The 23,415-nt window shown below is 71.8% G+C and carries 27 protein-coding genes and 4 tRNA genes; 18 read left to right on the forward strand and 13 right to left on the reverse strand.

What is annotated here, in order from left to right; all coding sequences use genetic code 11:
- Window positions 1-268: 268 nt before the first annotated feature.
- Entirely contained in the window at window positions 269-1,399 is a 1,131-nt protein-coding gene (locus ACGFWJ_RS29905; RefSeq protein ID WP_392955121.1) for a hypothetical protein, read from the forward strand.
- A gap of 73 nt (window positions 1,400-1,472) precedes the next feature.
- On the opposite strand, the gene ACGFWJ_RS29910 is transcribed toward ACGFWJ_RS29905, so the two are convergent.
- The 6 genes from ACGFWJ_RS29910 to ACGFWJ_RS29935 all read right to left on the reverse strand — a co-directional run bounded on the left by ACGFWJ_RS29910 (window position 1,473) and on the right by ACGFWJ_RS29935 (window position 3,232).
- Window positions 1,473-1,898, reverse strand: coding sequence for a cytotoxic translational repressor of toxin-antitoxin stability system (locus tag ACGFWJ_RS29910; RefSeq protein WP_392955123.1), 426 nt, complete (start codon window positions 1,896-1,898; stop codon window positions 1,473-1,475).
- Window positions 1,895-2,311 carry a prevent-host-death protein gene (locus tag ACGFWJ_RS29915; protein WP_392955125.1) on the reverse strand — a complete coding sequence of 139 codons (417 nt, stop codon included), beginning with the start codon at window positions 2,309-2,311 and terminating at the stop codon, window positions 1,895-1,897. The genes ACGFWJ_RS29910 and ACGFWJ_RS29915 overlap by 4 nt, the downstream gene beginning before the upstream one ends.
- A gap of 176 nt (window positions 2,312-2,487) precedes the next feature.
- Window positions 2,488-2,561 (reverse strand) — tRNA-Phe (locus ACGFWJ_RS29920).
- A 32-nt stretch (window positions 2,562-2,593) separates the two neighbouring features.
- Window positions 2,594-2,667: transfer RNA gene (locus ACGFWJ_RS29925), tRNA-Asp, on the reverse strand.
- A 42-nt stretch (window positions 2,668-2,709) separates the two neighbouring features.
- Window positions 2,710-2,782, reverse strand: a tRNA-Glu gene (locus tag ACGFWJ_RS29930).
- A 108-nt stretch (window positions 2,783-2,890) separates the two neighbouring features.
- Window positions 2,891-3,232, reverse strand: a complete 342-nt coding sequence (locus ACGFWJ_RS29935) for a metallopeptidase family protein (protein WP_387640729.1) — start codon at window positions 3,230-3,232, stop codon at window positions 2,891-2,893.
- Between the two features lie 182 nt (window positions 3,233-3,414).
- Here ACGFWJ_RS29935 and ACGFWJ_RS29940 point away from each other — a divergent pair, with 182 nt between their 5' ends.
- From ACGFWJ_RS29940 to ACGFWJ_RS29955, 4 genes are all read left to right on the forward strand, one after another.
- The gene (locus tag ACGFWJ_RS29940; RefSeq protein ID WP_392955127.1) at window positions 3,415-3,939 is read left to right on the forward strand and encodes a hypothetical protein; all 525 of its coding nucleotides are present in this window, start codon (window positions 3,415-3,417) and stop codon (window positions 3,937-3,939) included.
- A 313-nt stretch (window positions 3,940-4,252) separates the two neighbouring features.
- On the forward strand, window positions 4,253-6,526 hold the full coding sequence (locus ACGFWJ_RS29945) for a DEAD/DEAH box helicase (protein WP_392955129.1): 2,274 nt from the start codon (window positions 4,253-4,255) through the stop codon (window positions 6,524-6,526).
- A gap of 119 nt (window positions 6,527-6,645) precedes the next feature.
- A complete protein-coding gene (locus ACGFWJ_RS29950; RefSeq protein ID WP_392955131.1) occupies window positions 6,646-7,458 on the forward strand; it encodes a TIGR02452 family protein in 813 nt (270 codons plus the stop codon).
- 17 nt (window positions 7,459-7,475) lie between these two features.
- Window positions 7,476-7,673, forward strand: a complete 198-nt coding sequence (locus ACGFWJ_RS29955) for a hypothetical protein (RefSeq protein ID WP_392955133.1) — start codon at window positions 7,476-7,478, stop codon at window positions 7,671-7,673.
- A 288-nt stretch (window positions 7,674-7,961) separates the two neighbouring features.
- On the opposite strand, the gene ACGFWJ_RS29960 is transcribed toward ACGFWJ_RS29955, so the two are convergent.
- From ACGFWJ_RS29960 to ACGFWJ_RS29970, 3 genes are all read right to left on the reverse strand, one after another.
- Window positions 7,962-8,261, reverse strand: coding sequence for a hypothetical protein (locus ACGFWJ_RS29960; RefSeq protein ID WP_387640457.1), 300 nt, complete (start codon window positions 8,259-8,261; stop codon window positions 7,962-7,964).
- 155 nt (window positions 8,262-8,416) lie between these two features.
- Window positions 8,417-9,118, reverse strand: a complete 702-nt coding sequence (locus ACGFWJ_RS29965; RefSeq protein WP_392955135.1) for a tyrosine-protein phosphatase — start codon at window positions 9,116-9,118, stop codon at window positions 8,417-8,419.
- 96 nt (window positions 9,119-9,214) lie between these two features.
- Complete coding sequence (locus ACGFWJ_RS29970) at window positions 9,215-9,997, reverse strand: SDR family oxidoreductase (RefSeq protein ID WP_392955137.1); 783 nt, start codon at window positions 9,995-9,997, stop codon at window positions 9,215-9,217.
- Between the two features lie 70 nt (window positions 9,998-10,067).
- On the opposite strand from ACGFWJ_RS29970, the gene ACGFWJ_RS29975 reads away from it, so the two are divergent.
- On the forward strand, window positions 10,068-10,682 hold the full coding sequence (locus ACGFWJ_RS29975) for a transglutaminase domain-containing protein (protein WP_392955139.1): 615 nt from the start codon (window positions 10,068-10,070) through the stop codon (window positions 10,680-10,682).
- Here ACGFWJ_RS29975 and ACGFWJ_RS29980 read toward each other — a convergent pair.
- Window positions 10,649-11,869: a DNA glycosylase AlkZ-like family protein gene (locus ACGFWJ_RS29980; RefSeq protein ID WP_392955141.1), complete on the reverse strand. Its 1,221-nt coding sequence runs from the start codon at window positions 11,867-11,869 to the stop codon at window positions 10,649-10,651. The two genes, ACGFWJ_RS29975 and ACGFWJ_RS29980, sit on opposite strands and share 34 nt — an antisense overlap.
- 176 nt (window positions 11,870-12,045) lie before the next feature.
- On the opposite strand from ACGFWJ_RS29980, the gene ACGFWJ_RS29985 reads away from it, so the two are divergent.
- The 5 genes from ACGFWJ_RS29985 to ACGFWJ_RS30005 all read left to right on the forward strand — a co-directional run bounded on the left by ACGFWJ_RS29985 (window position 12,046) and on the right by ACGFWJ_RS30005 (window position 15,162).
- The gene (locus ACGFWJ_RS29985; RefSeq protein ID WP_387640468.1) at window positions 12,046-12,717 is read left to right on the forward strand and encodes a DNA polymerase beta superfamily protein; all 672 of its coding nucleotides are present in this window, start codon (window positions 12,046-12,048) and stop codon (window positions 12,715-12,717) included.
- Window positions 12,718-12,840: 123 nt separating this feature from the next.
- Window positions 12,841-12,913: transfer RNA gene (locus ACGFWJ_RS29990), tRNA-Lys, on the forward strand.
- A 304-nt stretch (window positions 12,914-13,217) separates the two neighbouring features.
- Entirely contained in the window at window positions 13,218-13,850 is a 633-nt protein-coding gene (locus tag ACGFWJ_RS29995; RefSeq protein WP_392955143.1) for a hypothetical protein, read from the forward strand.
- On the forward strand, window positions 13,847-14,389 hold the full coding sequence (locus ACGFWJ_RS30000) for an RNA polymerase sigma factor (RefSeq protein WP_392955145.1): 543 nt from the start codon (window positions 13,847-13,849) through the stop codon (window positions 14,387-14,389). The genes ACGFWJ_RS29995 and ACGFWJ_RS30000 overlap by 4 nt, the downstream gene beginning before the upstream one ends.
- Entirely contained in the window at window positions 14,386-15,162 is a 777-nt protein-coding gene (locus ACGFWJ_RS30005; protein WP_392955147.1) for a hypothetical protein, read from the forward strand. The genes ACGFWJ_RS30000 and ACGFWJ_RS30005 overlap by 4 nt, the downstream gene beginning before the upstream one ends.
- 681 nt (window positions 15,163-15,843) lie before the next feature.
- Here the strand turns inward: ACGFWJ_RS30005 and ACGFWJ_RS30010 are convergent.
- Together ACGFWJ_RS30010 and ACGFWJ_RS30015 are read right to left on the reverse strand one after the other, a co-directional pair.
- Entirely contained in the window at window positions 15,844-16,014 is a 171-nt protein-coding gene (locus tag ACGFWJ_RS30010) for a hypothetical protein (RefSeq protein WP_392955148.1), read from the reverse strand.
- Between the two features lie 49 nt (window positions 16,015-16,063).
- Window positions 16,064-16,174, reverse strand: coding sequence for a PIN domain-containing protein (locus ACGFWJ_RS30015; protein WP_392955261.1), 111 nt, complete (start codon window positions 16,172-16,174; stop codon window positions 16,064-16,066).
- A gap of 137 nt (window positions 16,175-16,311) precedes the next feature.
- On the opposite strand from ACGFWJ_RS30015, the gene ACGFWJ_RS30020 reads away from it, so the two are divergent.
- The 5 genes from ACGFWJ_RS30020 to ACGFWJ_RS30040 all read left to right on the forward strand — a co-directional run bounded on the left by ACGFWJ_RS30020 (window position 16,312) and on the right by ACGFWJ_RS30040 (window position 18,795).
- Window positions 16,312-16,542, forward strand: coding sequence for a hypothetical protein (locus ACGFWJ_RS30020; RefSeq protein WP_392955150.1), 231 nt, complete (start codon window positions 16,312-16,314; stop codon window positions 16,540-16,542).
- Between the two features lie 20 nt (window positions 16,543-16,562).
- Window positions 16,563-16,685 (forward strand): hypothetical protein, encoded by a 123-nt coding sequence (locus ACGFWJ_RS30025; RefSeq protein ID WP_387640480.1) that lies wholly within the window; start codon window positions 16,563-16,565, stop codon window positions 16,683-16,685.
- A 132-nt stretch (window positions 16,686-16,817) separates the two neighbouring features.
- Entirely contained in the window at window positions 16,818-17,144 is a 327-nt protein-coding gene (locus ACGFWJ_RS30030; protein ID WP_387640482.1) for a ribbon-helix-helix protein, CopG family, read from the forward strand.
- Window positions 17,145-17,173: 29 nt separating this feature from the next.
- Window positions 17,174-17,626, forward strand: coding sequence for a hypothetical protein (locus ACGFWJ_RS30035; protein ID WP_392955153.1), 453 nt, complete (start codon window positions 17,174-17,176; stop codon window positions 17,624-17,626).
- Window positions 17,627-17,979: 353 nt separating this feature from the next.
- Window positions 17,980-18,795 (forward strand): hypothetical protein, encoded by an 816-nt coding sequence (locus ACGFWJ_RS30040; RefSeq protein WP_392955155.1) that lies wholly within the window; start codon window positions 17,980-17,982, stop codon window positions 18,793-18,795.
- A 5-nt stretch (window positions 18,796-18,800) separates the two neighbouring features.
- Here ACGFWJ_RS30040 and ACGFWJ_RS30045 read toward each other — a convergent pair whose 3' ends face one another.
- Complete coding sequence (locus ACGFWJ_RS30045; RefSeq protein WP_392955263.1) at window positions 18,801-19,481, reverse strand: hypothetical protein; 681 nt, start codon at window positions 19,479-19,481, stop codon at window positions 18,801-18,803.
- Between the two features lie 223 nt (window positions 19,482-19,704).
- Here ACGFWJ_RS30045 and ACGFWJ_RS30050 point away from each other — a divergent pair, with 223 nt between their 5' ends.
- Window positions 19,705-22,284 carry an SdrD B-like domain-containing protein gene (locus ACGFWJ_RS30050; RefSeq protein ID WP_392955156.1) on the forward strand — a complete coding sequence of 860 codons (2,580 nt, stop codon included), beginning with the start codon at window positions 19,705-19,707 and terminating at the stop codon, window positions 22,282-22,284.
- Between the two features lie 98 nt (window positions 22,285-22,382).
- Entirely contained in the window at window positions 22,383-23,291 is a 909-nt protein-coding gene (locus tag ACGFWJ_RS30055) for a phosphorothioated DNA-binding restriction endonuclease (protein WP_392955158.1), read from the forward strand.
- The last annotated feature ends 124 nt before the right edge of the window (window positions 23,292-23,415 follow it).

Below are 23,415 nucleotides of genomic sequence, written 5' to 3' on the forward strand. Positions count from 1 at the left end.
CGGTCCGAGAACCGCTCACCCGCCGACGACTTCACCTGTCCAGGCCTTGGCACAACCAGCCCAACGACCAAAACCACACAAAGTCACCGGTATTGCATCTAGTCGGCGAGTCCGCCGTTGGCCGGGTTCATCTACGCGTCAGGTTCAGCCGAGAAGTGCGCGGGTCGGTCCCGGTCGGCCGGCGCCGCAGCTGACTGCGGGCGTATGCCTGCCTCGGGCTTGGCGGATTTCGTCATCGGGGATCGGGGGTCCCGCTAGGGTCGCGGCGATGAGTGAGTACCAGTACTACGAGTTCCTGGCGATCGACCGCCCGCTGACCCGCGAGGAGCAGGAAGAACTGCGATCGCTGTCGACCCGGGCTCGGATTACGGCGACCAGCTTCACCAACGAATACCAGTGGGGCAACTTCCGAGGTGACCCCAGGCGAATGGTGGAGCAGTACTACGACGCTCATCTCTACCTGACCGACTGGGGCACCCACCAGGTGATCCTGCGTGTGCCCAAGGGGCAGCTCACACAGCGAGCGGTGGAACCGTACTGCTTCGACGAGTGCTTCGAGGCATGGACGACCAGGACCCATCTCATCCTCGACCTGCGCAGTGAGGACGAGAGCGGAGACTGGGACGAGGGTGCCGAGGACTCGCTCGGTGCTATCGCCGGGGTTCGGGCCGAGCTGGCCTCCGGGGATCACCGCGCCTTGTACCTCGCGTGGCTGTCCGGCATCGGCGCCTGGGCACTCCAGGACGACGGCGAGGAGGCTTACCAGGCAGCGGTCGAGCCCCCGGTCCCGGCTGGGCTCGACCGGCTCACCGCACCACAGCGGGCGCTCGCGGACTTCCTGCGTGTCGACGCCGACCTGCTGGCGGTCGCCGCCCAGGCCAGCCCGCCCGCCTCCGCGCCTTGGAAGAGGCCCGGGAAGAAGGAGTTGGCGCCGCTGGTCGCCGCGCTTCCCGAGACGGAGAAGGACGATCTCCTGTTGCGCCTCGCGCTGGGTGATGAGCCTCAGTTGGGAGCCGAACTCGTGCGCCGGCTGCGCGGCGAGCCGCCCGTCGCGACGGTGCCGGGGCAGCGCTCTGCCGCCGAACTGCTGGACGCCGCGCATGCGCTGGCCACCGAGCGTCGGCAGCGCGCCGAGCTGGTTGGAGTGGACGCGCGGGCGGCGAAGCTGTCCGCCCTGGCTGCCGATGAGGAAGTGATCTGGCACGAGGTCGAGAACCACGTCGCGCGTAAGCAGGCGGCCCGCTACGACACCGCCGTGGCACTCCTGGTCCAGCTCCGTGACGCCTGCGACCACGTCGGACGCGGCCTCCAGTTTCGGCAGCGGCTGACCGCGCTCCGCGAGGAGCATCAGCGCCTGCCTGGCCTGCTGCGCCGCCTCGACGACCGGGCGCTGGGCTGACGCCCGTCCTTCCCGTGCGTGGGGCTCGCCAAGGGAGATCGGATGGTCCTGGGCCGCGATCCAGCGGCCGTAATCAGTGCCCCTCGGTCCAGAACTGCTGGAGTCGCGCGATCGCCTGGGCCTTGTCCAGCTCGGCGACCTGGTCCTCGGTGAGTCCGACGCGGTTGATCAGCATGTGGACCAGATCTACGGGAAGCGCCTCGCGTGGTGGCTCAGGCGCGCCTCGATCGGGAAGCGTGCCGTCCAGGACACAGGGCCAGAAAACATCCTCCGTCACGTCCAGCTGATCGCGGAGGATGTGCGCCCACATGCTCGCGCCGTACGCGGTGCGGTCGACCGGGTGCGATACCCGAGTACGCAGGATCCGCTCGTCGGGGAGCCCGAATTCATATGTGATGTGGTGGGTGCCGGTGCGACCACGCGCGTCACGTACGCGTTCCCAGCCTTCAACCTTGCAGAACTGCTCGTGCCGTTCGCGTGTCGGCTGAGGCCAGGTCACTTCGCGACTCCGAGCAGCCAATCGCGGAGCTGCGCGTCGTCGCTGAGGCCGATCAGCTGAACCAGGCCCCAGTTGTCGCGGTGGTTCGGAGCGCTCAGGAGTCGGTCCTGCCAGTCCTCCGCGTACTCGCGCAGCGCGTCGACCATCTCGTCGATGGCCTCATCGAACGTGCCGCCGTCCGCGGCGACCGGGAGGCCGGGGAAGAACACCGACCAGCCACCGCCCTCGGCGACCACCTCGGCCTTGGAGGGGCACAGCAGCGTGAGGGCGTGGCGCAGCCGCCCCGCGTCGACGACGGCCGCACGGCCGGTGTCTCGGCGAACGGTCGCGACCCGGCCCTGCCCGGCTGCGTCCAGCAGGTCCTTCAGATGCGCTCGGGCTTCGGTGTAGCTCTCGTAGTGGACTGCTGCCATTGGGAGCCTCCTCGTCCGAGAACCAGGGTTGCGCCCGCCGTGAAGTACGTCAAGTACGTTACGTACTTACTGTCGGCAGAAGAGTGGCGACCGTCAGCCGTCCCGTTGGCGTCAAACGGCACAAAAATGCCCCCGCAGCGCGATGCGCTCGGGGGCTTTCTGCTGGTCAAACTGTGTGGCCAGGGCCGGGGTCGAACCGGCGACCTTCCGCTTTTCAGGCGGACGCTCGTACCAACTGAGCTACCTGGCCGTACTGCAACTGCACGCCTCTTGCGAGACGAGCGATCCCGACGGGACTTGAACCCGCGACCTCCACCTTGACAGGGTGGCGAGCTAACCAACTGCTCCACGGGACCTCATGCGGATTGCTCCGCACAGGACCTTACTGCGGTACTGCGTACCCCCAACGGGATTCGAACCCGTGCTACCGCCTTGAAAGGGCGGCGTCCTGGGCCACTAGACGATGAGGGCTTGCGGCCCTTCCGGCCGGTTTATCCGGCGTTCGGGGACGTCGAGAAGCATATGGGATGCCGGGCTGGAACGCCAAAACGGTTTCCGGGGGTGGGCGCGGCGGGGGTTTCAGGACCAGCCGAGGTCGTGGAGTTCGTCGTCGTCGAAGCCGAAGTGGTGGGCGACTTCGTGGATGACGGTGATGCGGACCTCCTCGACGGCCTGGTCGCGGGAGTCGCAGTGACGGAGGGTCGGGCCCATGTAGATCAGGATCCGGTCGGGGAGGACGCCGGCGTACCACTCGCCGCGTTCGGTGAGCGGGATGCCCTCGTAGAGGCCGAGCAGTTCGGGGGTGGCGGGGTCGGGTTCGTCCTCGACGAAGACCGCCACGTTGTCCATCATCGCGGCCAGCTGCGGCGGAATCTGGTCCAGCGCGTCGGACACCAGCGCTTCGAACTCGTCCCTGGTCATCTCCACCCGTCCATTGTCGGAGGTCCGTTGACGGGACGCCAGATGATCCGCGCCGGTGCGCCCGCGGTGGGTGGCGCGGGGCTGATGGTCGGCGGTTGCCCGTGTCCCGGTGGGGCGGACGCGCGTTGGGCACCCGAGAACGATTGGCGGCCCGGGCGGGTCGTGCGGGAGGTGGCTCGGTGATGGCGGTTCGGTCGGCGCGGCGACGGGTGGTGGCGGGGGCGGCGATGGCGGCGGTCGCCGTGTTCGGACTGAGCGGCTGCATGTCGGTGGGCGGGCAGCCGCCCGCCGGGCCGGACCGGGTGAAGCCGACCGGCCCGGGGACGGCCACCACGCTCAAGGCCGGCGTGGGGGCCGGTGGGCACCAGGGCGGGCAGCGCGGGGAGCGTGGCGGTGCGCCGAGTGCTGACGGCGCGTCACCCGGTGTGGCGCCGTCCCCGGGGGCGCACGTTCCGGGGCCGACGCCGCCGGCGGTCGGGTTGCAGGGAGCTCCGGTGCCGGTGCCCGGGACGAACGTCGGCACTCCCGGCCCGACCGGCACGCCCGCGACGCCGGGAACGCCCGCGCCGACCCCGACCGGTGGCGGCAGCGCGTCCACGCCGACGCCGCCGCAGCCCAGCACGCCGGAGCCCTCGCATTCGGCCAAGCCCTCGCCGACGCCCAGCGGGACGCCGGCGGAGCCCAGCGAGTCGCCGTCCGGCCACTGAGCGAGACGGGCGGGCACTGAGCGCGACGGGCGGGCGCTGAGCGCGACGGTCGGCGCTGAGCGCGACGGTCGGGCCGCCGCCGGGCCCAGAAGCGGCGGCGGAGCCTTGCTTCCGGGGCGCTGGCCAGGGGATTTGCCTCTGATCCGTAGGCTCCCCTATGGTGGTAGATCGTTCGTTTGATCCTATTTGGCTGGCGCTCCTCACACCTTTGAGCGCCCTTGGCGCGTTCCGGCGATCCGTGGCTGACCGCATAGAGGCGGTATTTCCAACAGACCCCCGGACTTTGGCGCGTGCCACTTCCGGAAGGTTTTGCATGTCTCTCGTTGACGACGCCCGCTTCGCCATGCCCGCGAACGGCTCCGACGCCGCCGACACCGACTCTCTCGACACCGACACGCTCGACGCGGAGCTCGCCGAGCTGACCGACGCCGGCGAGGCCGCGGAGGCCGACGCCACCGACACCGACGCCACCGACGCCGAGCCGACCATCACCTTCGGTGACCTCGGTCTGCACGACGAGGTCGTCCGGGCGCTCGCCAAGCGCGGCGTCACCACCCCGTTCCCGATCCAGGCCGCGACCATCCCGGACGCGCTGGCCGGCAAGGACGTCCTCGGCCGCGGCCGCACCGGCTCCGGCAAGACCCTGAGCTTCGGCCTGCCGCTGCTGACCCGCCTGGCGGGCGGCGAGCGCACCAAGGCGAAGCACCCGCGCGGTCTGATCCTGGTCCCGACCCGCGAGCTGGCCATGCAGGTCGCCGACGCCCTGGAGCCGTTCGGCTCGGTGCTCGGCCTGCGCCTGAAGGTGGTCTGCGGCGGTACCTCGATGTCCAACCAGATCTACGCGCTGGAGCGCGGCGTGGACGTGCTGGTCGCCACCCCCGGCCGCCTGCGCGACCTGATCAACCGCGGCTCCGCGAAGATGGACGAGGTCGAGATCGCCGTCCTCGACGAGGCCGACCAGATGGCCGACATGGGCTTCCTGCCCGAGGTCACCGAGATCCTCGACCTGGTGCCGGCCGGCGGCCAGCGCCTGCTGTTCTCCGCCACCCTGGAGAACGAGATCGACACCCTGGTCAAGCGCTACCTGAAGAACCCGGTCACCCACGAGGTCGACCCGTCGGCCGGCGCGGTCACCACCATGACCCACCACATCCTGGTCGTGAAGCCCAAGGACAAGGCGCCGATCACCAGCGCGATCGCTGCCCGCAAGGGCCGCACCATCATCTTCGTCCGCACCCAGATGGGCGCGGACCGGGTCGCCCAGCAGCTGGTGGAGTCCGGCGTGAAGGCCGACGCGCTGCACGGCGGCATGACCCAGGGCGCCCGTACCCGCGTCCTCGGCGACTTCAAGGACGGCTACCTCAACGTGGTCGTCGCCACCGACGTCGCCGCCCGTGGCATCCACGTCGACGGCATCGACCTGGTGCTGAACGTCGACCCGGCGGGTGACCACAAGGACTACCTGCACCGCTCCGGCCGCACCGCCCGGGCCGGCCGCTCCGGCACCGTCGTCACCCTGGTGCTGCCGCACCAGCGCCGCGGCGTGTTCCGCCTGATGGAGGACGCGGGCGTGGACGCCTCGCGCCACATCCTCGACCACGCCTTCGACGCCGAGGTCGCCAAGATCACCGGCGCCCGTTCGCTGGTCGAGGTCCAGGCCGAGAGCGCGTCCGGCATCGCCGGCGCCGCCGAGCGCGAGGTCGCCGAGCTCACCCGTGAGCTGGAGCGCCTCCAGCGCCGCGCCAACGAGCTGCGCGAGGAGGCCGACCGCCTGGCCGCCCGTGCCGCCCGCGAGCGTGCCGAGCTGGGCATCGAGGACGAGGTCGAGACGGACGAGGCGACCGCCGAGGCCGGCACCGAGACCGCCGAGCAGCCGGCCGCCGCGGCCGAGCCGGTGGCCGAGGAGCGCACCACGTCCTACCGCGAGGCCCGCAGCGAGCGCCCCGCCTACAACCGCGACCGCGACGACCGCGGTGGCCGTGAGCGTGGCGGCTTCAACCGTGACGACCGTGGCGGCCGTTCCTTCGGTGGCGACCGTGAGCGTGGCGGTTTCAACCGCGATGACCGTGGTGGCCGTTCGTTCGGTGGCGACCGTGAGCGCGGTGGCTTCAACCGCGATGACCGTGGTGGCCGTTCGTTCGGTGGCGACCGTGAGCGTGGCGGCTTCAACCGTGACGACCGTGGCGGCCGTTCCTTCGGTGGCGACCGTGGCGGCCGTCCGCAGGGTGGCTTCAACCGCGATGACCGCGGTGGCCGTTCCTTCGGCGGCGACCGTGAGCGTGGCGGCTTCAACCGTGACGACCGTGGTGGCCGTTCGTTCGGTGGCGACCGTGAGCGTGGCGGCTTCAACCGCGATGACCGTGGTGGCCGTTCGTTCGGTGGCGACCGTGGCGGCCGTCCGCAGGGTGGCTTCAACCGTGACGACCGCGGTGGCCGTTCCTTCGGCGGCGACCGTCCGCAGGGTGGCTTCAACCGCGATGACCGCGGTGGCCGTTCCTTCGGCGGCGACCGCGAGCGCGGTGGCTTCAACCGTGACGACCGCGGTGGCTTCAACGGCGGCGACCGCAAGCCGCGTTGGAAGAACTGACGCTCTGCATTGAGCACTGGCCGGGCCCGCTCCACTTCGGTGGGGCGGGCCCGGCCGCGTTCCCGGGCGGGCGGAAATCCGTTGGTGGGGCCGGGAGTCGGCGAGCTAGCGTGCCCGGCATGAGTAGTAGGCAGCGGGCACTCGCCACGCAGAACGAGGAGATCGCCGACCGGGGCGAGTACCGGTGCGCGGACGGCACGGCCGTGCGGATCGCCGAGGAGCTGGCCGAGGCCCGGGCGGGGACGGTGTCCTATCCGCCGGAGGCCGAGTTCGGGGCCGGGCCGGGGCCGCTGCGCGGGGCCGCCGAGGTGACGGGCGAGGGCAGTATGCAGGCCGCCGAGCGGCTGGTCGCGGACGGCGGGCGAAGCGTCGCGGTGCTGAACTTCGCGTCCGCGCGCAACCCCGGCGGCGGGTACCTGCGGGGCGCCAAGGCCCAGGAGGAGGACCTCTGCCGGACGGCACTGCTGTACCGCTGTCTGCTGGAGGCCCCCGACTACTACGAGGCGCACCGCGCCTCCAGCGACCTGCACTACAGCCACCGGGTGATCTGGTCGCCGGGCGTGCCGGTGATCCGGGACGGGCGCGGGGAGCTGCTGGCCCGGCCGCACCGGCTCGGCTTCCTGACCTCGCCGGCACCCAACGCGGGCCAGCTGGCGCTGCGTTCGCCCGGCAAGGCGCTCGACCTCGGGCCGGTGCTGGCGGAGCGGGCCACCCGGGTGCTGGCGGCGGCCGCCCGGCACGGGGCGCGCGAACTGGTGCTCGGCGCCTGGGGCTGCGGGGTGTTCCGCAACGACCCGGCCGAGGTCGCGGACGCGTTCGGGCAGGCCCTGGACGCGTGGGGCGCGGCCTTCGACCGGGTGGTGTTCGCGGTCTGGGACCGCAGCGTCCCCTCCGCGAACCGGGCGGCCTTCGAGGCGCGGTTCGGCGTCTGACCTGCGGTTGTTCGCCGGTGGCCGACGCCGAGGGGCGGGCCGGCTTTCGCGGCGTGGTTCGCCGTCCGGCCTGTGCCTACTCGCCGGTGGTCAGCGCCGAGGTGGCGGCGGACCGGCTTTCGCGGCGTGGTTCGCCGTCCGGCCTGTGCCTGCTCGCCGGTGGTCAGCGCCGAGGTGGCGGCGGACCGGCCTGCGTGGCGTGGTTCGGTGCCTGACCTGCGGTTGTTCGCCGGTGGCCGACGCCGAGGGGCGGACCGGCTTTCGCGGCGTGGTTCGCCGTCCGGCCTGTGCCTACTCGCCGGTGGTCAGCGCCGAGGTGGCGGCGGACCGGCCTGCGCGGCGCGGTTCGGTACCGGACCTGCGGTTGTTCGCCGGTGGCCGACGCCGAGCGGCGGGCGGCTTTCGCGGCGTGGTTCGCCGTCCGGCCTGTGCCTACTCGCCGGTGGCCAGCGCCGGGGCGGCGGCGGACCGGCCTGCGTGGCGTGGTTCGGTGCCTGCGGGGGTCAGTCGCGGGTGGCGATCGCCGAGGCGGCCGCGACCACGCCGGTGACGGCGAGGACGGACGGCCAGGCGCCGATCTTCTTCGCCAGCGGGTGCGAGCCGCCGAACGCCGCCACGTACAGCGTGGTCAGGCCGACCGCGACGGGCGTGCCCGCGCGGCGCTGCCAGCGCACGGCGGCCGCCGTCCCGGCGACGGCCAGGACGGCGCCGCCCAGCTCGCGCCGGCCGCTGAACCGGGCGGTGGCGTAGCCGCCGATCAGACCGGCGGCGGCGACGGCGGCGGTGGCGGGGAAGCGGGCCATGGGACGGACTCCTTCGGACGGCTGGTGGACGTACCTGCTGGACGCACCTGGTGGGCGCGCGCTGCAGCTCGTGACCGACGCGCGCACCGCCCACCGTAACGCGACCAACGAGTCGGGCCGCCGGGAGGGAACGGGACGGCGGACCGCGGGTCAGCTCACTCCGGGCGCAGGGCGCGCAGCGCGGCGAGGTCGGCGTCGGACGCCCCGTGGTTGAGGACGTAGTTCTCGAGGGTGCCGTGGAGCTCCTGGGCGCGGGCCAGTGCGGCGGTCAGGTGGGCGGCCTCGATGGGTCGGGAGAGGCGTTCCGCGCCGGCGGTGTCCAGGTAGGGGACGGGGCCGTTGTCGAGGCCGAGGCCGACGTTGGAGCGGAGGAAGTCGGCGATGACGGCGCCCTCGGGCAGGCCGGCCAGGGTCTGCAGGACGGCGATGGTCAGGCCGGTGCGGTCCTTGCCGACGGCGCAGTGGACCAGCACCGGGCCGCCGGTGGCCAGTGCGCGGACGGCGGCGGCGACCGCGACGCCGCCGGTCTCGGCCATGAACGGGTAGAGCGCGGCCTGGTCCTCGGGCCAGGCCAGGTCGGTGGTGGCCGGGTCCGGGAGCAGTGGCAGGTGCAGGTACTGGACGTCCTCGCCGATCGGGCGGTCCGGCCAGATCTCGAGCTCGGCGGCGCTGCGCAGATCGACGACCGTCCGGATGCCGAGTTCCGCGAGGCGGGCGGCGCCCTCGTCGGTGAGCCGGTTGAGGCTCGCCGAACGGTAGAGCAGCCCGGGGCGGTACACCCCCGCACCGGCGTCGCGGAGGTTGAGCACGTCGGGGATGTCGAGGAACGGCGCGGCGGCGATTTCGGTCTCGGTCATGCCGCCCACCGTAGGGGCGGTGGGCGGTGACACGCCGGGGCGTTGACCGAACCGGTATCGCCGCAATGCGTGATGTTCATACGGGCCGATGGCGGGTCAGCGACCGCCGGCCGCGTCCAGGAAGGAGCCGGTGATGTAGGAGGCGCCGGGGGAGAGCAGGTACAGGATCGCCTCGGCGATCTCCTCGGGCCGACCGCCGCGTCCCATCGGCAGGTTGGGGCCGACCCGGTCGACCCGGCCGGGCTCGCCGCCCAGCGCGTGGATGTCGGTGTAGATCAGGCCCGGGCGGACGGTGTTCACCCGGATGCCCTCGGCCGCGACCTCCAGCGACAGGCCCGTGGTCATCGAGTCCAGCGCGCCCTTGGACGCCGCGTAGTCCACGTACTCGCCGGGCGACCCCAGCCGGGACGCCGCAGAGCCGACGTTGACGATCGCCCCGCCCCGGCCGCCGTACCGGGTGGACATCCGGCGTACCGCCGCTGCCGCGCACAGGAACGGGCCGGTGATGTTGGCCGCCCAGATCCGGTTCAGCCGGTCCTCGTCGAGTTCGTCCAGCCGGCACTGCTTCTCCAGCGTGCCCGCGTTGTTCACCAGCGCGGTGAGCGGCCCGAGTTCGCGCTCCGCGGTGTCGAACAGCCGCTCCACCTCGGCGGTGGTGCTGACGTCCGCCCGCACCGCGACGGCCGTGCCGCCGGCGGCGCGGATCCGCTCCACCACGCCCTCCGCCGAGGCCTGGTCGGCGCGGTAGTTGACGCACACCCGGTAGCCGCGTTCGCCCGCCAGCAGGGCGGTGGCCGCTCCGATGCCGCGCCCGCCGCCGGTGACCACCAGTACCTCGTGCTGTGCCATGCCGCCCGTCCCTTCGTTCACGGAGACCATGCCGCAGACGGTAGTCCATGGGGTGAAATCCCTTTGCCCGGCGGCGAGTCGGCGACGCAGCATCACTGCCATGGACCCTTCCGTCTCCCCGCACGGCCTGCTCCGGGCCGAACACACCGCCCTCGACGCGTACCTGGCCGCCGACGAGGTGGTCGACCACCGGCACCCCGCCGTGCTGGAGCGTGCCGCCGCGCTGCGGCAGGACGACCCGGTTGCGACCGCCGAGGCGGTGTTCGGCTTCGTCCGCGACCGGATCGACCACTCGGCCGACGTCGACCACTGGTCGGCCGCCTACCGGGCCTCGGACGTGCTGGCCGCCGGCAACGCGATCTGCCACGGCAAGGCCCACCTGCTGGCCGCGCTGCTGCGCGCCAACGGCATCCCCGCCGGGCTCGCCTACCAGCGGCTGGAGGTGCTGCACGGCCTCAACGGCGTTCTGCTGCCCGGCAGTTCGTGGTGGGTCCGGCTGGACGGCCGGGGCAACCGGAACGGCGCGGACGGGCACTTCGCCACCACCCCCGCCACCGAGCGCCCCGCCTGGGCCAACGACCCGGCGCTCGGCCGGCACCACTACTCCACGCTGTACGCCTCCCCGCCGCCGGTGCTGCTGGACGGTCTGCGCCGGGCCCGGCCGGGCGCCGCCGGGTTCGGCTACCTGCCGCTCGAACTCCCGGGCGTGGCATAGCGGCTGGCGGTGCGCAGCGCGGCGAGCTTCGGGGCGCGGCTCTTCGGCGAGTCCAGGCCGAAGCTCCGCGCGTCGCCCAACTCCTCGCGGACGAAGGTCTCGACGGCGTCGATGGTGGCGCGCAGCGCGGCGTCCATCGGCACGAACAACTGGTGCACCAGCTCCCGCTGTTCGGGGTCGTACTCCCAGAAGCCGACGATCCGGCCGCGGTCCACCACCAGGTGGGTCGACGGGTCGGCCTCGCTGCCGAAGCTCCGCCCCGTCCGGGACGCCGGGGTGTGGCGGTTGGCGTCCCGTTCGTCGATCAGCCGCGGCAGGTCGCGGTGCAGCAGGTGCAGGCCGTCGATGCTTGCCACCAGTGCGTACGCGGGCTGCTCCGGGACGGTGAACTCGTGGAACTCGTCGGCGAGTTCGGCCGGCATCAGCAGCATTTCGGAGCCGGGAAGCTCGACCAGGTGCAGCGGGGCCAGTGCGGCCTTCGCGGTGGCGGCGTTGAAGCCGGAGAACCAGCGGAAGTGCCGCACCGAGGCGGGCGCCGCCCAGGAGAAGTAGCGTCGGGCCAGGTCGGCGGCCTCGCCGTGCACCGCCTGGTCCCAGCGCAGATAGCCGTACCGCTGCTGGTCCAGGCGCCCGTTGACCGGCACCCGGCGGATCATCCCGCGCGACTGCAACAGGCCCAGCGCCAGCGGCAGCGTGGTCGACACGCCGCGCTTGCGGCCCGTCTCGCCCAGCGGGCGGGCCGCCGGGCCGGCCAGGGTGCGGATCTGCTGTGGGCCCAACGGCTCGGTGTCGGACAGCAGTTCGGACACCGTCAGGCAGAGCTGCTCGACCTCGTCCCTGGTCACCCCGAGATGGCGCACCGCCGCCGCGATCTCCGACTCCGCGACGCCCGCGCCCGCCGCCAGCCCGAGCGCGAAGTCCTCCGCCGGCAGCACGTACGTACAGCCCCGGGCCGCGGGCAACTCCTGCACCTCCGCGGCCGCGAGCGCCGCGTCCACCGCCGCCCGGCCCAGCCCCGCCCGCGCGAACAGCCCCAGGTACGGCGCCGCACCGCCCACCGAACGGGCCCACCCCGTCGCCGTCAGCACCTGCGCCGGGGACGCCCCTTGGTGCAGCCCGCCGTCCAGCCACTGCCGGTGCGCCCACCAGGCCCGGAGCTTCGCCGCCGCGATCTCGCCGTTCGCCATGCGCCCAGTATCGGCACGGGGCGTTGCTGGGCGGAGCACCCTCGGCCGTGTCGGAAATCGCTCGCGCGTACGGGGCGTTGCTGGGCGGAGCGCCCTCGGCCGTGTCGGAAATCGCTCGCGCGTACGGGTCGTTCGGGGCGAGACTGCCGGGACGGCTCTTGTTGAGGTGATCTCCCGTGCACGTCCTGCTCTCCGGCATCGTCGGCTCCACCGCGTACGGCCTGGCCCACGCCGGCTCCGACCTCGACCGGCTCGGCCTGTTCGCCGCGCCCACCGTCGCCTTCCACGGCCTGCACCGGCCCGCCGAGTCGCACGTCACCACCGCCCCGGACCGCACCCTGCACGAGGCGGCCAAATGGTGCCGGCTCGCCCTCTCCGGCAACCCCACCGCCACCGAACTGGTCTGGCTGCCCGAAGAGTTGTACGAAGTCCGGACGCCGCTCGGCGAGGAGCTGATCGGCCTCCGGGAGACCTTCCTGAGCGGCCCGGCGGTGCGCTCTGCTTATCTCGGCTACGCCCGGCAGCAGTTCCGCAAACTCGCCGCCCGCGACCGCACCGACCCGGCGGGCGCCGCCCGCGCCGCCAAGCACGCCCGGCACCTGGTCCGCCTGGTCCGCCAGGGCGTCACCCTGCACGAGACCGGCCACCTGGAGATCCGCCTCCCCGACCCGGACCGGGTCCGCGCCCTCGGCGAGCAGTACGCGCAGCGCCCCGAGGACGCCACCGCCCTGCTCGCCGACGCCGAAGCCCGCTTCGACCGCCCCGGCGTCCTTCCCACCACACCCGACGAACGCCCCGCCGAGAGCTGGCTCCGCAAGGTCCGCGCCGCCCACCTGCCCACCACCTGACCGCCCGTCGGCCCCGCCCCGCCCCGCCGCCGACCCGCCCGGTAATCCGCTGGCCAACTCCCGCCGGGCACCAGGTAGGATCACCCCGGCAGGTGCTGTCCCACGAGGCCCACGCCTGCCACCGGGCCGCTAGCTCAATTGGCAGAGCTGCGGACTTTTAATCCGTAGGTTCAGGGTTCGAGCCCCTGGCGGCCCACTTGGAACGTGGCGGTAGTACCGCCTCTAACCTGCAGTGCAGCACCCCGACCAATTCGAGTGATCGGGGTGCTGCTGCGTTCTCGGGGCATCTGCGTGAGCGCGCTGCGGATGGACTCCTCGGCCTCCCAACCGCCTTGAACAAGCTGGGTGCTGACGGCGAGGGAAGGGAGTCGAGACGGTCTCCGACCAGCAGAGGCCGCAGGCTTCACCGCGGCGCGGGCCGCAGAAGGCCATGAGGTGCCACATGGCGTGCGCCTCGCCTCCGACCCGGCGGCGCTGCGCGACACCGACACGCCGAGCTCATGCCAGCCGGCGCCCAGGTCCTGGCGGGCATCGAGTTGGGCGGCATCCCGTTGGTCGTCGCCCTGTCGGCCGCCACTGGCCTGCCCGCCGGGTTTGTGCGTCGTCTGCCAAAGCCGTACGGCTCCCACCGGCAGATCGAGGGCATCGCCATCACCGTTCCGCGCACCGCCCTGATCGGCGACGTCGTCCGCTCCGGCAGCCAACTCCTCACGGTGGGACGGACGCTGCGGATGGCCGGGAGCCCGGTCACCGACGCGGTGTGCGGGCCGGAGCGCCCGCTCGGTGGCCGGACGGTGCCGGCCGAACCCCGGGTGTCCGCGCCTCCGCCAAGGCCGACAGCCGTTGACCGAGTCATGAGTCGGCCCGACCCGCTGCCGCCGATTGTCTCTGCGGACGGCTGGCGCGGCGGGATTACCATCTCGTACGTGCGGCCCCTGGGCGAGGGGCGACGAGGCATCGCCGAGGCCGGGGTGTTCGTGTGGCGCGGGTCACGGCAACGGCCGGACGCGGCGGGACAGGTACGGGCGTGGAGAAATCGATACGCGCTCAAATACGGGCTGGGGATGCGAGGGCGTTCGGGCAGGTCTTCGAGGACCACGCCCGCGCGGTGTACCGGCACGCCGTTCGGATGACGGGGAACTTGGACGTTGCCGAGGACGTGGTCTCGCTGACCTTTCTGGAGGCGTGGCGCCTTCGCACCAGGGTCGAACCCGAGGGAGAGAGCCTGCGGCCCTGGCTGCTGGGCATCGCCACCAACGTCATCCGCAACACCCGGCGGGCCGCCCGCCGTCATCGGAAGGTACTCGCCGCGCTTCCGCCGCGCGAAGTCGCCCCCGACTTCGCCGTCGAGCTGACCAGCCGCATGGCCGACGCCGAGGAGATCGCCGCGGCGAAGGCCGCGCTGGAGCAGTTGTGCCCGGCCGACCGGGAGGTGTTCGCGCTGTGCGTGTGGGAGGGGCTTGACCACGCGGCCGTCGCCGAGGCACTGGGCAAGCCGATCGGGACGATCCGCTCCCGGCTCTCCCGCGCTCGCAGCCGGCTGCGGAACTTCACCGCGAAGGAACTGGAGGCGAAGCGCTCCGCGAACAATCTGCAACCCACGGACAAGCGCGGACAGGTAACAGGTGACCGCGCCTTCGCGGTCCGGTCGACCAAGGAGACGATCCGATGAGCGCCACCCCCCAGCACCAGTCCCAGCAGGCTGAGCGGGAGGAACTGGCCCGGCTGCTGCCGGCCGCGGGCGATCCGGAACTTCCTCGCCGCCGCCAGCTCCTACTGAAGGAACATTTGATGGGCGCCATCATCGAGAATCCCCGGCCCGCGACCAAGCGACGGACCCTGATGCTGCGGGTGGTGCTCCCGCTGGGAGTGGCCGCTGCCGTGGCGGGGGCCGCGCTCGCCGTGGTGCCCGGCCACCGCGCCGCGCCTTCCCCGAGTGTGGCCGCGCCGGGAAGCGAGGGGCTGGGCAGCGTCACCACCGTGGCGTACACGTTGCAGGGCAGCAGCGACGACCTCGTCAAACTCACCATCCTGGACGGCTACAAGCCGATTGACGCGACCCAGTTGCAGCACGATCTGGACCGGGTCGGCGTCCGCAGCCGCGTCTACGCCGGCGAACCCGGCTGCCACGCCCCCGACCCTACGATGCCCTCCTACTCGCCGGAGACCGTGGCCAAGGCGAACCAGGACCCGCTGTCGGCCTTCGGCTGGGACATGCGGGGGGAAGCCGGTTCGGACGGCGCCCGGCAGGTTCTCACCATCCGCCCCAGCGCCATCCCGACCGACCTGCGGCTCTTCATCTACCTGCCGCTGGCCAAGACCGACCCGGAGCACAGTTCCCGCGAACTGCGGGCCGGTCTGATGCAGAGCCCCGCCCCCGACTGCATGCCCGCCGGGACTTATGAGAACCCCCTGGCCAGCCTGTACCCGACCCCGGAGCACTGAGTCCTCCCGACGCCCGACCGCCGGCGCACGGCGCACTCCGGACAACGGTCCCCGCACCCACCGGAGCACCGTCGCAGGCACGCCGCGCACAGGTACCTCCTGCCCGGCCCCTCGTGCGGAGGGTCGACCAGCAAGACCCCCCGGTCTGGGACGGCCTCGGCCGGTGGCATCCACAACGACCGCGCCAAGGCCGAAGCTGTGATCGGCCTGATTCGCGTCGCCCGCCCCGGAGGCGGGCCGGCCCGGACTGCCGCCCCCGCCCCGTTGGTTGGCCTCGGCATCGACACCCCACGGCCTCCCGCGTCTCCAGCACCGCCGGGGATGTTCCTGCGTGAGCGACGCGTGAGCTGACTGCGTGGCAGCGGCCGTTCGGTGCCGGATGGGCTGTCATCGCACACGCCGACACGCTGCAGACATAGCAGGAAATGACCTGCTCCAACCCGCCGGAGCACGAACGACGTTGATCTTTTAATCCGTAGGTTCAGGGTTCGAGCCCCTGGCGGCCCACTTGGAAGGACGGGGTCACACCCCTTCTGACCTGCAGCGCAGTACCCCGGCTGGTGTTTTTGGCGGGGTGCTGCTGCGCTTCGGAAGGGCGCGTGCGCGTGAGCGGGATGGTTGACATTCCGTCAGAACGTGCCCTGCTTGTCCGTCGCCGAGAGGGCGGTGCGCAGCACCTGATCAGGCGTGCGGCAGTGGGTCGGCGCGAAGAGCGGTTGAAGACTCGATCAGTCCTGAGCGCTCCAATTGCAGCAGGACTTCGTCGAACGTGACGGGCGGGTTGCGGCGGCTGTCCGCAATCTCGCGGGCACACGAGTACGCGACGCGCCCGTCCATGTCGATCAAGTCCATGACGAAGTCGTCGGCGGACTTTCGCTCGATGTCCCATTCGGCGAGGTAGTCAGATGGGAAGTCTTTGAGGGTTGTTCGTGACGATGACCTGAGCGCCGGCCTTGATGGCGGCGGCGAGGACGTGCCGGTCGTCGGGGTCGGGCAGTTTGAGCCCCTCGATGAGCGGCTCGGATGAGCGGCTCGTAGTTGGTGACTAGGAGGCAGTCGCGGTCGGCATTGTTCATGCGGCGTCGCCGTTCGGCGTTCTTCTCCGGTGAGATGCCCCGCTCGATCTACGCTCGGTCGACTTCGTCCAGGGTGGCGAACCCGACTCCCGGGACGCTCGCGGACCCGAGTGAGTACCTGGTCGGCCAGCACGCCGAGGGCACAGCTACCAGCGACGAGGTCGACCGTGTCCTCATGAACTCGGGCGTGGACATCCTGACCGACCGACAGGTCTTCGACTCCGTCGAGAACTTCGAGCCTCCTGTCTGCCCCGGCTGCGCGTACCGGCGCCACGGGAGCGGGGGGCAGCAGGCGAGGCCGTAGCTGCGATGGTGGCCGAGGGCGTGGATCCGAGGCTGGTTCGGAAGTGGGCCAAGAGTCAGGGGAGGGTGATCAGCGAGCGCGGGCGGCTGGCCAGCGGGCTGATCAAGGACTACCGGCGCGCCCACGGTCTGGCCGGCGACTGACACCGCCGGGGTGGGTGCCGGCGACGAGCGGGCCCCTCGTCCCGGAGCCTGGACCGGAGGGGGTGGGCCCCGGTGACGATCGTTGAGCGGAAAGCGCTTGGCGCGTCGTAATACGCGTAATAAACTAACGACATGGCCAAGACCAGGATCAGCATCAGTCTCGACAGCGATCATGCCGAGCGCATTCGGGAGCATGCCGAGCGCGCGGGTCTGGATGTTTCGGCTTATCTCGTCAACGCCGCTACCCGGCAAATGGCCGAGGCGGAAGCCGCTGAGGCGCAGTTCGCGCGGATCGACGCGGTGATTGCCGCAGCGGAGGCAGAGGCCGCCGAACTGCCTCCGCTGCCTGACGTCGCTGATGAAGACCTTACGGAGGAGGAGCGCCGGGAGGTCGCGGAGGCCATGGAACTTATCTATGGTGCGGATGCTCCTGTGGCCCGTCCGGGCAACGCCGCGTGACCGCGCGGGTGCCGGTCTATGACACTGGCATGCTGATCGCGCTCGCTGATCGAAAGCCCAAGGCGGTACGGCTGCACGCCGGCCTCAAGGAGACGCCGCATCGCGCGGTCGTGCTCGGGCCGGTACTGGCCCAGGTGTGGCGGCCCAGTCCTGCCACTGTGCACGCCATGGCCGGGGCCCTCAAGGACTGTACGGTGCCGCAGGCGCGGAGCTCGGCCCTGGCGATGCGTCCCACTACTGCTGGACAGACGGTCTGCATCATGTGTGCGACCGGGCCGGATCTGGCGGAGTGGCAGCGCATCGGTAGCGCGCTTGCTGTGGCCGAGCTGCCTCCGAAGAAGCGTCCGGACGCCGTGGATGCCTTGGTCGCGCTGACTGCGGCCCGACATGGCAGCGCTGTTGTTTTCACCAGTGACCCGACTGACCTCACGGCTTACCTGAAGGCGTTGGACGCCCAGGACGTCCATGTGGTCCAGGTCTGATCCCGAGCTCGGACCGGAACAGTGGAGGGAACGCGTCAGACCCTTCGCCCGGCCGCGTCATCGGTGGCTTCAGGAGTCTGGGCCCGCTGCGAGTGCGTGAGCTATGCGTGAGCGGACTGCGTGTCAGAGCCACTTCACCGGCGGATCAAGCGGCACGCCACAACCTGCCAGCCTGCAGAAGTAGCACGTAATGAGCGATGACAACTGTGCGGGGCACGATCGGGCTTGATCTTTTAATCCGTAAGTTCAGGGTTCGATCCCCTGGCGGCCCTCCGGATTCGAGGCCAGGTCGAATACTCTCCCACCTGGCCTCGAGCGTTTCCGAGGTGGCTCAGGGGTGGGGAAGGGGACGGATGAACGCCGCCGAGGAGTTGATCTCGCTGGCCCGTCGGGGCCGGTTCGAGGCGGTGTTGCCCGAGCTGCTGGAGATGGCGCGGCGGGTGGACGGTCCGCGGGACGAGGGGTGGGAGTCCGTTGCCGCCGCGGTTCAGATTCTCTGCTGGCGCGACCGGTTCGCCGAGGCGGCGGAGTTGGCCGAGCAGCTGATCGTCCGGGACGGGCCGCTCGGAGGGGAGTTGTGCGATCAGGACGTGCCGTTCCGCGAGGCCGTGCTGGCGGCCCAGCTGTATGCCGGGCGGCCGGCCGGGCCGCGGCTGGCGGGGCTGGTGGGGCGGCTTCCGGCCGGTCGGAATCTGACCGAGGATCTGGCGTGGGTGGCCGAGGAGTTGCCCGGGCGCCCGGTCGAGGAGCTGCTGCCCTGCCACTGCGAGTGGGGCGGTCCGGCCAGGCCGCTGGACGGGGCGACGGAGCGCATGCTGGCGAAGGGATTTGCCGAACTGGCGGTGGCGGAGCGGCAATTGCTCTGGCAGGACCTGTTCAGTGCGAATGCCTTCGACCGTGCCCACGCACTGGTCGAGAGCACCGGTGAGACGCCGGACCGCTTCGCCGCGTGCCTCTGGATGGCCGGCTGGTACGCGGTGCGCGGCGAGACTGCCCGGGGCGAGCGGCTGCTCCTTGCCGCCCATGGACGGTGGTGGCCCTACATGAAGTGGGATGCGATTCCCGAGGCCCCGGTGCTGCAGCCGACCCTGCGTCTGGTGCTCACCGAGCGGGTGCGGGAGTACTACCTGACCAGGCCGATCGGTCCGGAGGCGGAGCAGAACGCCTGAGGCGGCTACGGGGCGGGTGTGGCGTCGGGGGTCGGGGGGACGGGTGCGTAGGGCTGGGTGTCGAAGTCGACGATCACCGGTTGGGGGTCGGAGGCGAGGGCGGCCTGGACGCGGTACATGGTGCCGTCGGGGTCGATCCAGTACCGGACGGTGTCCGAAGTGGTGGTGGTGCCACGGGCGTTGGGGCCGGTGATGACGTCGGTGGGGTGGCCGTTCAGGGTGGTTCGGGAGAGCCAGGTGGCGCCGTTCTGGGGGAGGAGCTGGGGGTTGTCGGGGCGGTCGGCGGCCAGGTTCAGGGCGATGGCGAGTGAGGTGTCGAGGGAGCTGCCGGAGGTCTGGAGCGGGCGGGTGGACCAGCCGGAGGCGGGGGGTGTGGCGGGGGCGGTGGCCGGGGCGTCGGGCATGGGGAGGACGCGGACGGTGGTGGGCGTCCACTGGATCAGGCCGGTGGTGGAGCTGTCGCGGCCGGTTCCGTGCAGGACTCCGTAGCCGGTTCTGGTGCGGAAGTCGACGGATCCGGTGACGGTCAGCCGGCCGGCGGTGCCGGGCACGGTGATGGTCAGCGCGCGGCCGCCGGCCTCGTAGTTGCGGAACCGGGTGAGCGCCAGCCGGTTCGCCTCGTCCGTGGTCGGCGGGCGCGGGCCGGTGGGGTCGTCGCCGGTGCCGAGCAGGGCGAAGGTGCTGATCGCGGCGACCGCGACGGCGAGCAGGGCGACCAGCACCCAGCGCGTACGGCCCCGAACGATCCTGATGTTCCCCACGATGCTCCCCATGTGGCGGGAGGCCGACAGACCTCCGTCAGGCTATCCGAAATCAATGGTTCCGATTGTGTGAGTTTTCGTCAACTTGTGGGAAACTGGCGCAAGTTACCGGGCCTAGGCTCGGTGTGGGGCGAGGTGAAGGAGCACGATGCCAACTACCAAACTGGCGCGGGTGGGGCTGTGCGGCCTGTTACTGGTGGGCGGAACCACCGGTGCGGTCGTGGCGGGCGCCGGGCAGGCCGGTGCGACGGCCACCGACGGGACGCTGACGGTGCAAGTGCTGCGCGACTTCTTCGGTACCGGCGTGATCAACACGGCCATGGACGTGCCGCAGCGCGGCATGAAGATCAGCGTCACCGACCCGGCCGGCCGGCGGGTGACCGGCACCACGGACGTCACCGGGAAGGTCGTGGTGGCCCCGTCGGCCGCGTTGAGCGGTGGGCGGTACCGGGTGGATGTGAGCGTCCCGGCGCCGTTCGACGGCTACCTGCGGCCGGCGCCCGCCTCGACCGCGCCGAACCACTTCGACAGCTTCACCTCGTTCGTGGACGTCTCGGCCGGCAAGGACGCCTCGGTGATCACCGGGGTCTGGGACGCGGCGGACTACACGGAGCCGGACGCCCGCTACTTCGTGCCGGTCCAGACCGACAGGGTGATGGGGAGCGACACCCGGGCGCTGGTGTCGTTCGGCAAGGACGTTCGCGGTACCTGCCCGACCGGACCGGCCTGTCCGACCGTGCTCGACACCCAGCAGCAGGTGGGGACGACCTCGGGGCTGGCGTACGACAAGTACCGCGGCCGACTGTTCCAGGCGGCGTTCGCCCGGCGGTTCACCGCGTACGGGCCGGAGGGCGGCGACGCGATCTACGCCGTGCCGGCCGACGGCGGGAGCGCGCCGACGCTGTTCGCGAAGGTGCCGGGCTCCACCGAGACCGCGCACGGCACCAACATGATCAAGGACGCCGAGTTCGTCGACGCGCCGGGCAAGGAGAGCATCGGCGGCCTGGCCCTGTCCGAGGACGGCTCGACGCTGTACGCGGTGAACATGCTCACCCGCAGCCTGGTCAGCTTCGACGCGACCGGGTCGGAGGCCACCGGTCCCGAGAACACGGTGGCGATCCCCGACCCCGGCTGCGCGGCGTCCGGCGACTGGCGCCCGGCCGGCCTCGCCGTCCACGACAACACCCTGTACGTCGGCGGCGTGTGCTCCGCCGAGAGCACCCAGAAGCGCGCCGACCTGAAGGCCGTCGTCTACGGCTACGACGGCAAGCGGTTCACCAAGGTGCTGAGCCAGGCGCTGGACTTCGAGCGCAGCTACGTCGGCACCGGCGTGGCCGAGTACGACCAGGACCACTACTGGAACCCGTGGCACGCCGGGCTGGACAACTGGGACAGCTACCTGCTGAGCGGTTGGATGGTCTACCCGGAGCCGGAGCTGGCCAGCATGGCCTTCGCCCGCGACGGCTCGATGATCCTCGGCTTCCGCGACCGGTTCATGGACGTCGCCTCCGTCGGGCTCGACCCGCGGCCCGGCAACAACAAGACCGAATCCGGGTACGCCGGCGGCGACATCAACATGGCCTGCGCCGTCCCCACCGGCGGGTACGCGTGGGAGGGCACCGGAAACTGCCCCAACCACGCCGCCACCAACACGCCCCCGCTGCCCCGGCCCAGCGGCGCCGTCTCGTACTTCGCGGGTGACTTCGCCGTCTTCTACCACCAGGAGACCTCGCTCGGCGGCGTCGCCTACATCCCGCAGCAGCAGTGGGTGATCAGCACCCAGATGGACCCGACCGTCAACTACTTCACCAGCGGCACGGGTTACTACGACATCGACACCGGCGCCGGCCCCGGCAACAAGCCGGACGCCAACGGCTACGAGTTCGTCCAGAAGAACGGCTTCGGCAAGGCCGGCGGCCTCGGCGACATCGCGTACACCGCCGCCAACGCGCCCGTCCAGATCGGCAACCGGGTCTGGTTCGACGGCGACCACAACGGCATCCAGGACGCCGGGGAGGCACCGCTGCCGGGCGTGACCGTCAACCTGCTCGACGCCGAGGGCAAGGTGGTCGCGACGACCAAGACCGACGCCAACGGCGAGTACTACTTCGGCGGGGTGGGCGCCGCCTACCAGCTGACGCCGGGCGCGGACTACACCGTGGAGTTCGACGTCTCGACGGCGGACACCAGCGGGGTGCCGGGCAAACCGGCCGCCGCCGACCTCCGGTACACCCTCCCGACGGCCGGCGACGACCGGGCCCACGACTCCAACGTGATCCCGCCGACCGAGGGCCCGCCCGGCCTCGGCCACGCGCAGGTCACCGCACCGTCCGAGCCCGGCGGCGTCGACCACACCATCGACGCCGGCGTGTACGTCCCGGAGGCCACGCCGTCGAGCTCCGCGTCGCCGAGTCCCAGCCCGTCGGACTCCGCCTCGCCGAGTCCCGAGCCGTCGGGGTCCGGGTCGCAGAGCCCGAGTTCGAGCCCCAGCCCGAGCGCGAGCCCCAGCGAGAGCGCGAGCCCCAGCGAGAGCCCGAGCCCGACGGCGTCCGTGCCGCCGGCCGGAACGACGCCCGCAGGCCCCGCCGCGACCAGCACTCCGAAGGGATCGCTCGCCTTCACCGGCAGCTCCGGCACGGGCCGGATCGTGCTCCTCGGCGCCTTGCTGGTGGGTGCGGGCGCGGCGCTCGTGCTGCTGAGCCGGAAGCGTCACGCCAGGCGCCACTGACACCTCGAACCACCCGACGGGCCGGTGCCGCACGCACCGGCCCGTCGGCATTCCGGCCCGGTGACGGGCCTTCAGCGCTCCGAACTACCCTGGCGGGCATGGATTGGCTCGAGCGGGTGGCGAAGCTGAGACGGTGGACGAGCAACGGCGCGCGGGCTCCGCACAAGCCGTTGCTGCTGCTGTACGCGCTCGGGAGTCACCAGCGGGACGCCGACCGCGAACTCCGGTACAGCGAGGTCGAGGAGGAGCTGAAGCGGCTGCTCGCCGAGTACGGACCGTCGAATCCGACGACCCCCGCCTACCCGTTCCACCACCTGGTCAACGACGGGGTGTGGGAGGTGCGGACCGACGGGGGAACGGGGAGTCCGGGCAGCGGCATCGGGGTGCTCCGCTCCAGCGGGGCCGCCGGCCGGCTCGCGCCGGAGCTGCGGGCCGCGCTGCGCCGGGAGCCGTCGCTGCTCGGGCGGCTGGTGCGGGTGCTGCTGGACACCCACTTCGCGCCGTCGCTGCACCTGGAGCTGTGCGAAGCCGTCGGGCTCGATCTGGAGCTCGCGGAGAGCGGGGCGGTGGCCGGCGCCGAGGCCGCGGCTCGGCGGCAGCGGGACCGGCGGATGCGTGAACTGATACTCACCGCCTACGAGTTCCAGTGCGCGTTCTGCGGCTACGACGGGATGCTCGGCGGCACCTCGGTCGGCCTGGAGGCCGCGCACGTGCGCTGGTGGTCGCACGACGGGCCGGACGAGGTCGACAACGGCCTGTGCCTGTGCTCGCTGCACCACAAGCTCCTGGACAAGGGCGTCCTCGGCCTCGGGGACGACCACCGGATCCTGGTCTCCCGGCGCTTCGTCGGCCGCAGCGAGGCCAGTCGGCAGCACGTCCTCGCCCTGGCGGGACGTCCGGTCATCGGCCCGCAGGCGGGTACCGCGTCCGTTGCGGCGCAGCATCGTGCGTGGCACACCCGGCAGGTTTTCCGCGGTGAGGCCCGGGAGCCGGTGGGTGTCGGCTGACCGACGGGCGTTCAACGGCCGTGTGGGAGTGGGACGTTCGTCACCTCGTTCGGAAGATTGCACCCCCGCGTGCAACATCTGCGCCCCCTTGTGCATCTATTAGGGGGAGAAAAGCTCGGAGGGG

This window comes from Kitasatospora sp. NPDC048407, assembly GCF_043200475.1.
Taxonomy (GTDB): domain Bacteria; phylum Actinomycetota; class Actinomycetes; order Streptomycetales; family Streptomycetaceae; genus Kitasatospora.

Bases quoted from the DNA above. Each gene is read 5' to 3' on its own strand.
- ACGFWJ_RS29905 (WP_392955121.1), top strand. From the start codon at position 269: ATGAGTGAGTACCAGTACTACGAGTTCCTGGCGATCGACCGCCCGCTG.
- ACGFWJ_RS29915 (WP_392955125.1), bottom strand. From the start codon at position 2,311: ATGGCAGCAGTCCACTACGAGAGCTACACCGAAGCCCGAGCGCATCTG.
- ACGFWJ_RS29935 (WP_387640729.1), bottom strand. From the start codon at position 3,232: ATGACCAGGGACGAGTTCGAAGCGCTGGTGTCCGACGCGCTGGACCAG.
- ACGFWJ_RS29940 (WP_392955127.1), top strand. From the start codon at position 3,415: ATGGCGGTTCGGTCGGCGCGGCGACGGGTGGTGGCGGGGGCGGCGATG.
- ACGFWJ_RS29945 (WP_392955129.1), top strand. From the start codon at position 4,253: ATGTCTCTCGTTGACGACGCCCGCTTCGCCATGCCCGCGAACGGCTCC.
- ACGFWJ_RS29950 (WP_392955131.1), top strand. From the start codon at position 6,646: ATGAGTAGTAGGCAGCGGGCACTCGCCACGCAGAACGAGGAGATCGCC.
- ACGFWJ_RS29960 (WP_387640457.1), bottom strand. From the start codon at position 8,261: ATGGCCCGCTTCCCCGCCACCGCCGCCGTCGCCGCCGCCGGTCTGATC.
- ACGFWJ_RS29965 (WP_392955135.1), bottom strand. From the start codon at position 9,118: ATGACCGAGACCGAAATCGCCGCCGCGCCGTTCCTCGACATCCCCGAC.
- ACGFWJ_RS29970 (WP_392955137.1), bottom strand. From the start codon at position 9,997: ATGGTCTCCGTGAACGAAGGGACGGGCGGCATGGCACAGCACGAGGTA.
- ACGFWJ_RS29975 (WP_392955139.1), top strand. From the start codon at position 10,068: ATGGACCCTTCCGTCTCCCCGCACGGCCTGCTCCGGGCCGAACACACC.
- ACGFWJ_RS29980 (WP_392955141.1), bottom strand. From the start codon at position 11,869: ATGGCGAACGGCGAGATCGCGGCGGCGAAGCTCCGGGCCTGGTGGGCG.
- ACGFWJ_RS29995 (WP_392955143.1), top strand. From the start codon at position 13,218: ATGCCAGCCGGCGCCCAGGTCCTGGCGGGCATCGAGTTGGGCGGCATC.
- ACGFWJ_RS30000 (WP_392955145.1), top strand. From the start codon at position 13,847: ATGACGGGGAACTTGGACGTTGCCGAGGACGTGGTCTCGCTGACCTTT.
- ACGFWJ_RS30005 (WP_392955147.1), top strand. From the start codon at position 14,386: ATGAGCGCCACCCCCCAGCACCAGTCCCAGCAGGCTGAGCGGGAGGAA.
- ACGFWJ_RS30010 (WP_392955148.1), bottom strand. From the start codon at position 16,014: ATGGACTTGATCGACATGGACGGGCGCGTCGCGTACTCGTGTGCCCGC.
- ACGFWJ_RS30030 (WP_387640482.1), top strand. From the start codon at position 16,818: ATGGCCAAGACCAGGATCAGCATCAGTCTCGACAGCGATCATGCCGAG.
- ACGFWJ_RS30035 (WP_392955153.1), top strand. From the start codon at position 17,174: ATGCTGATCGCGCTCGCTGATCGAAAGCCCAAGGCGGTACGGCTGCAC.
- ACGFWJ_RS30040 (WP_392955155.1), top strand. From the start codon at position 17,980: ATGAACGCCGCCGAGGAGTTGATCTCGCTGGCCCGTCGGGGCCGGTTC.
- ACGFWJ_RS30050 (WP_392955156.1), top strand. From the start codon at position 19,705: ATGCCAACTACCAAACTGGCGCGGGTGGGGCTGTGCGGCCTGTTACTG.
- ACGFWJ_RS30055 (WP_392955158.1), top strand. From the start codon at position 22,383: ATGGATTGGCTCGAGCGGGTGGCGAAGCTGAGACGGTGGACGAGCAAC.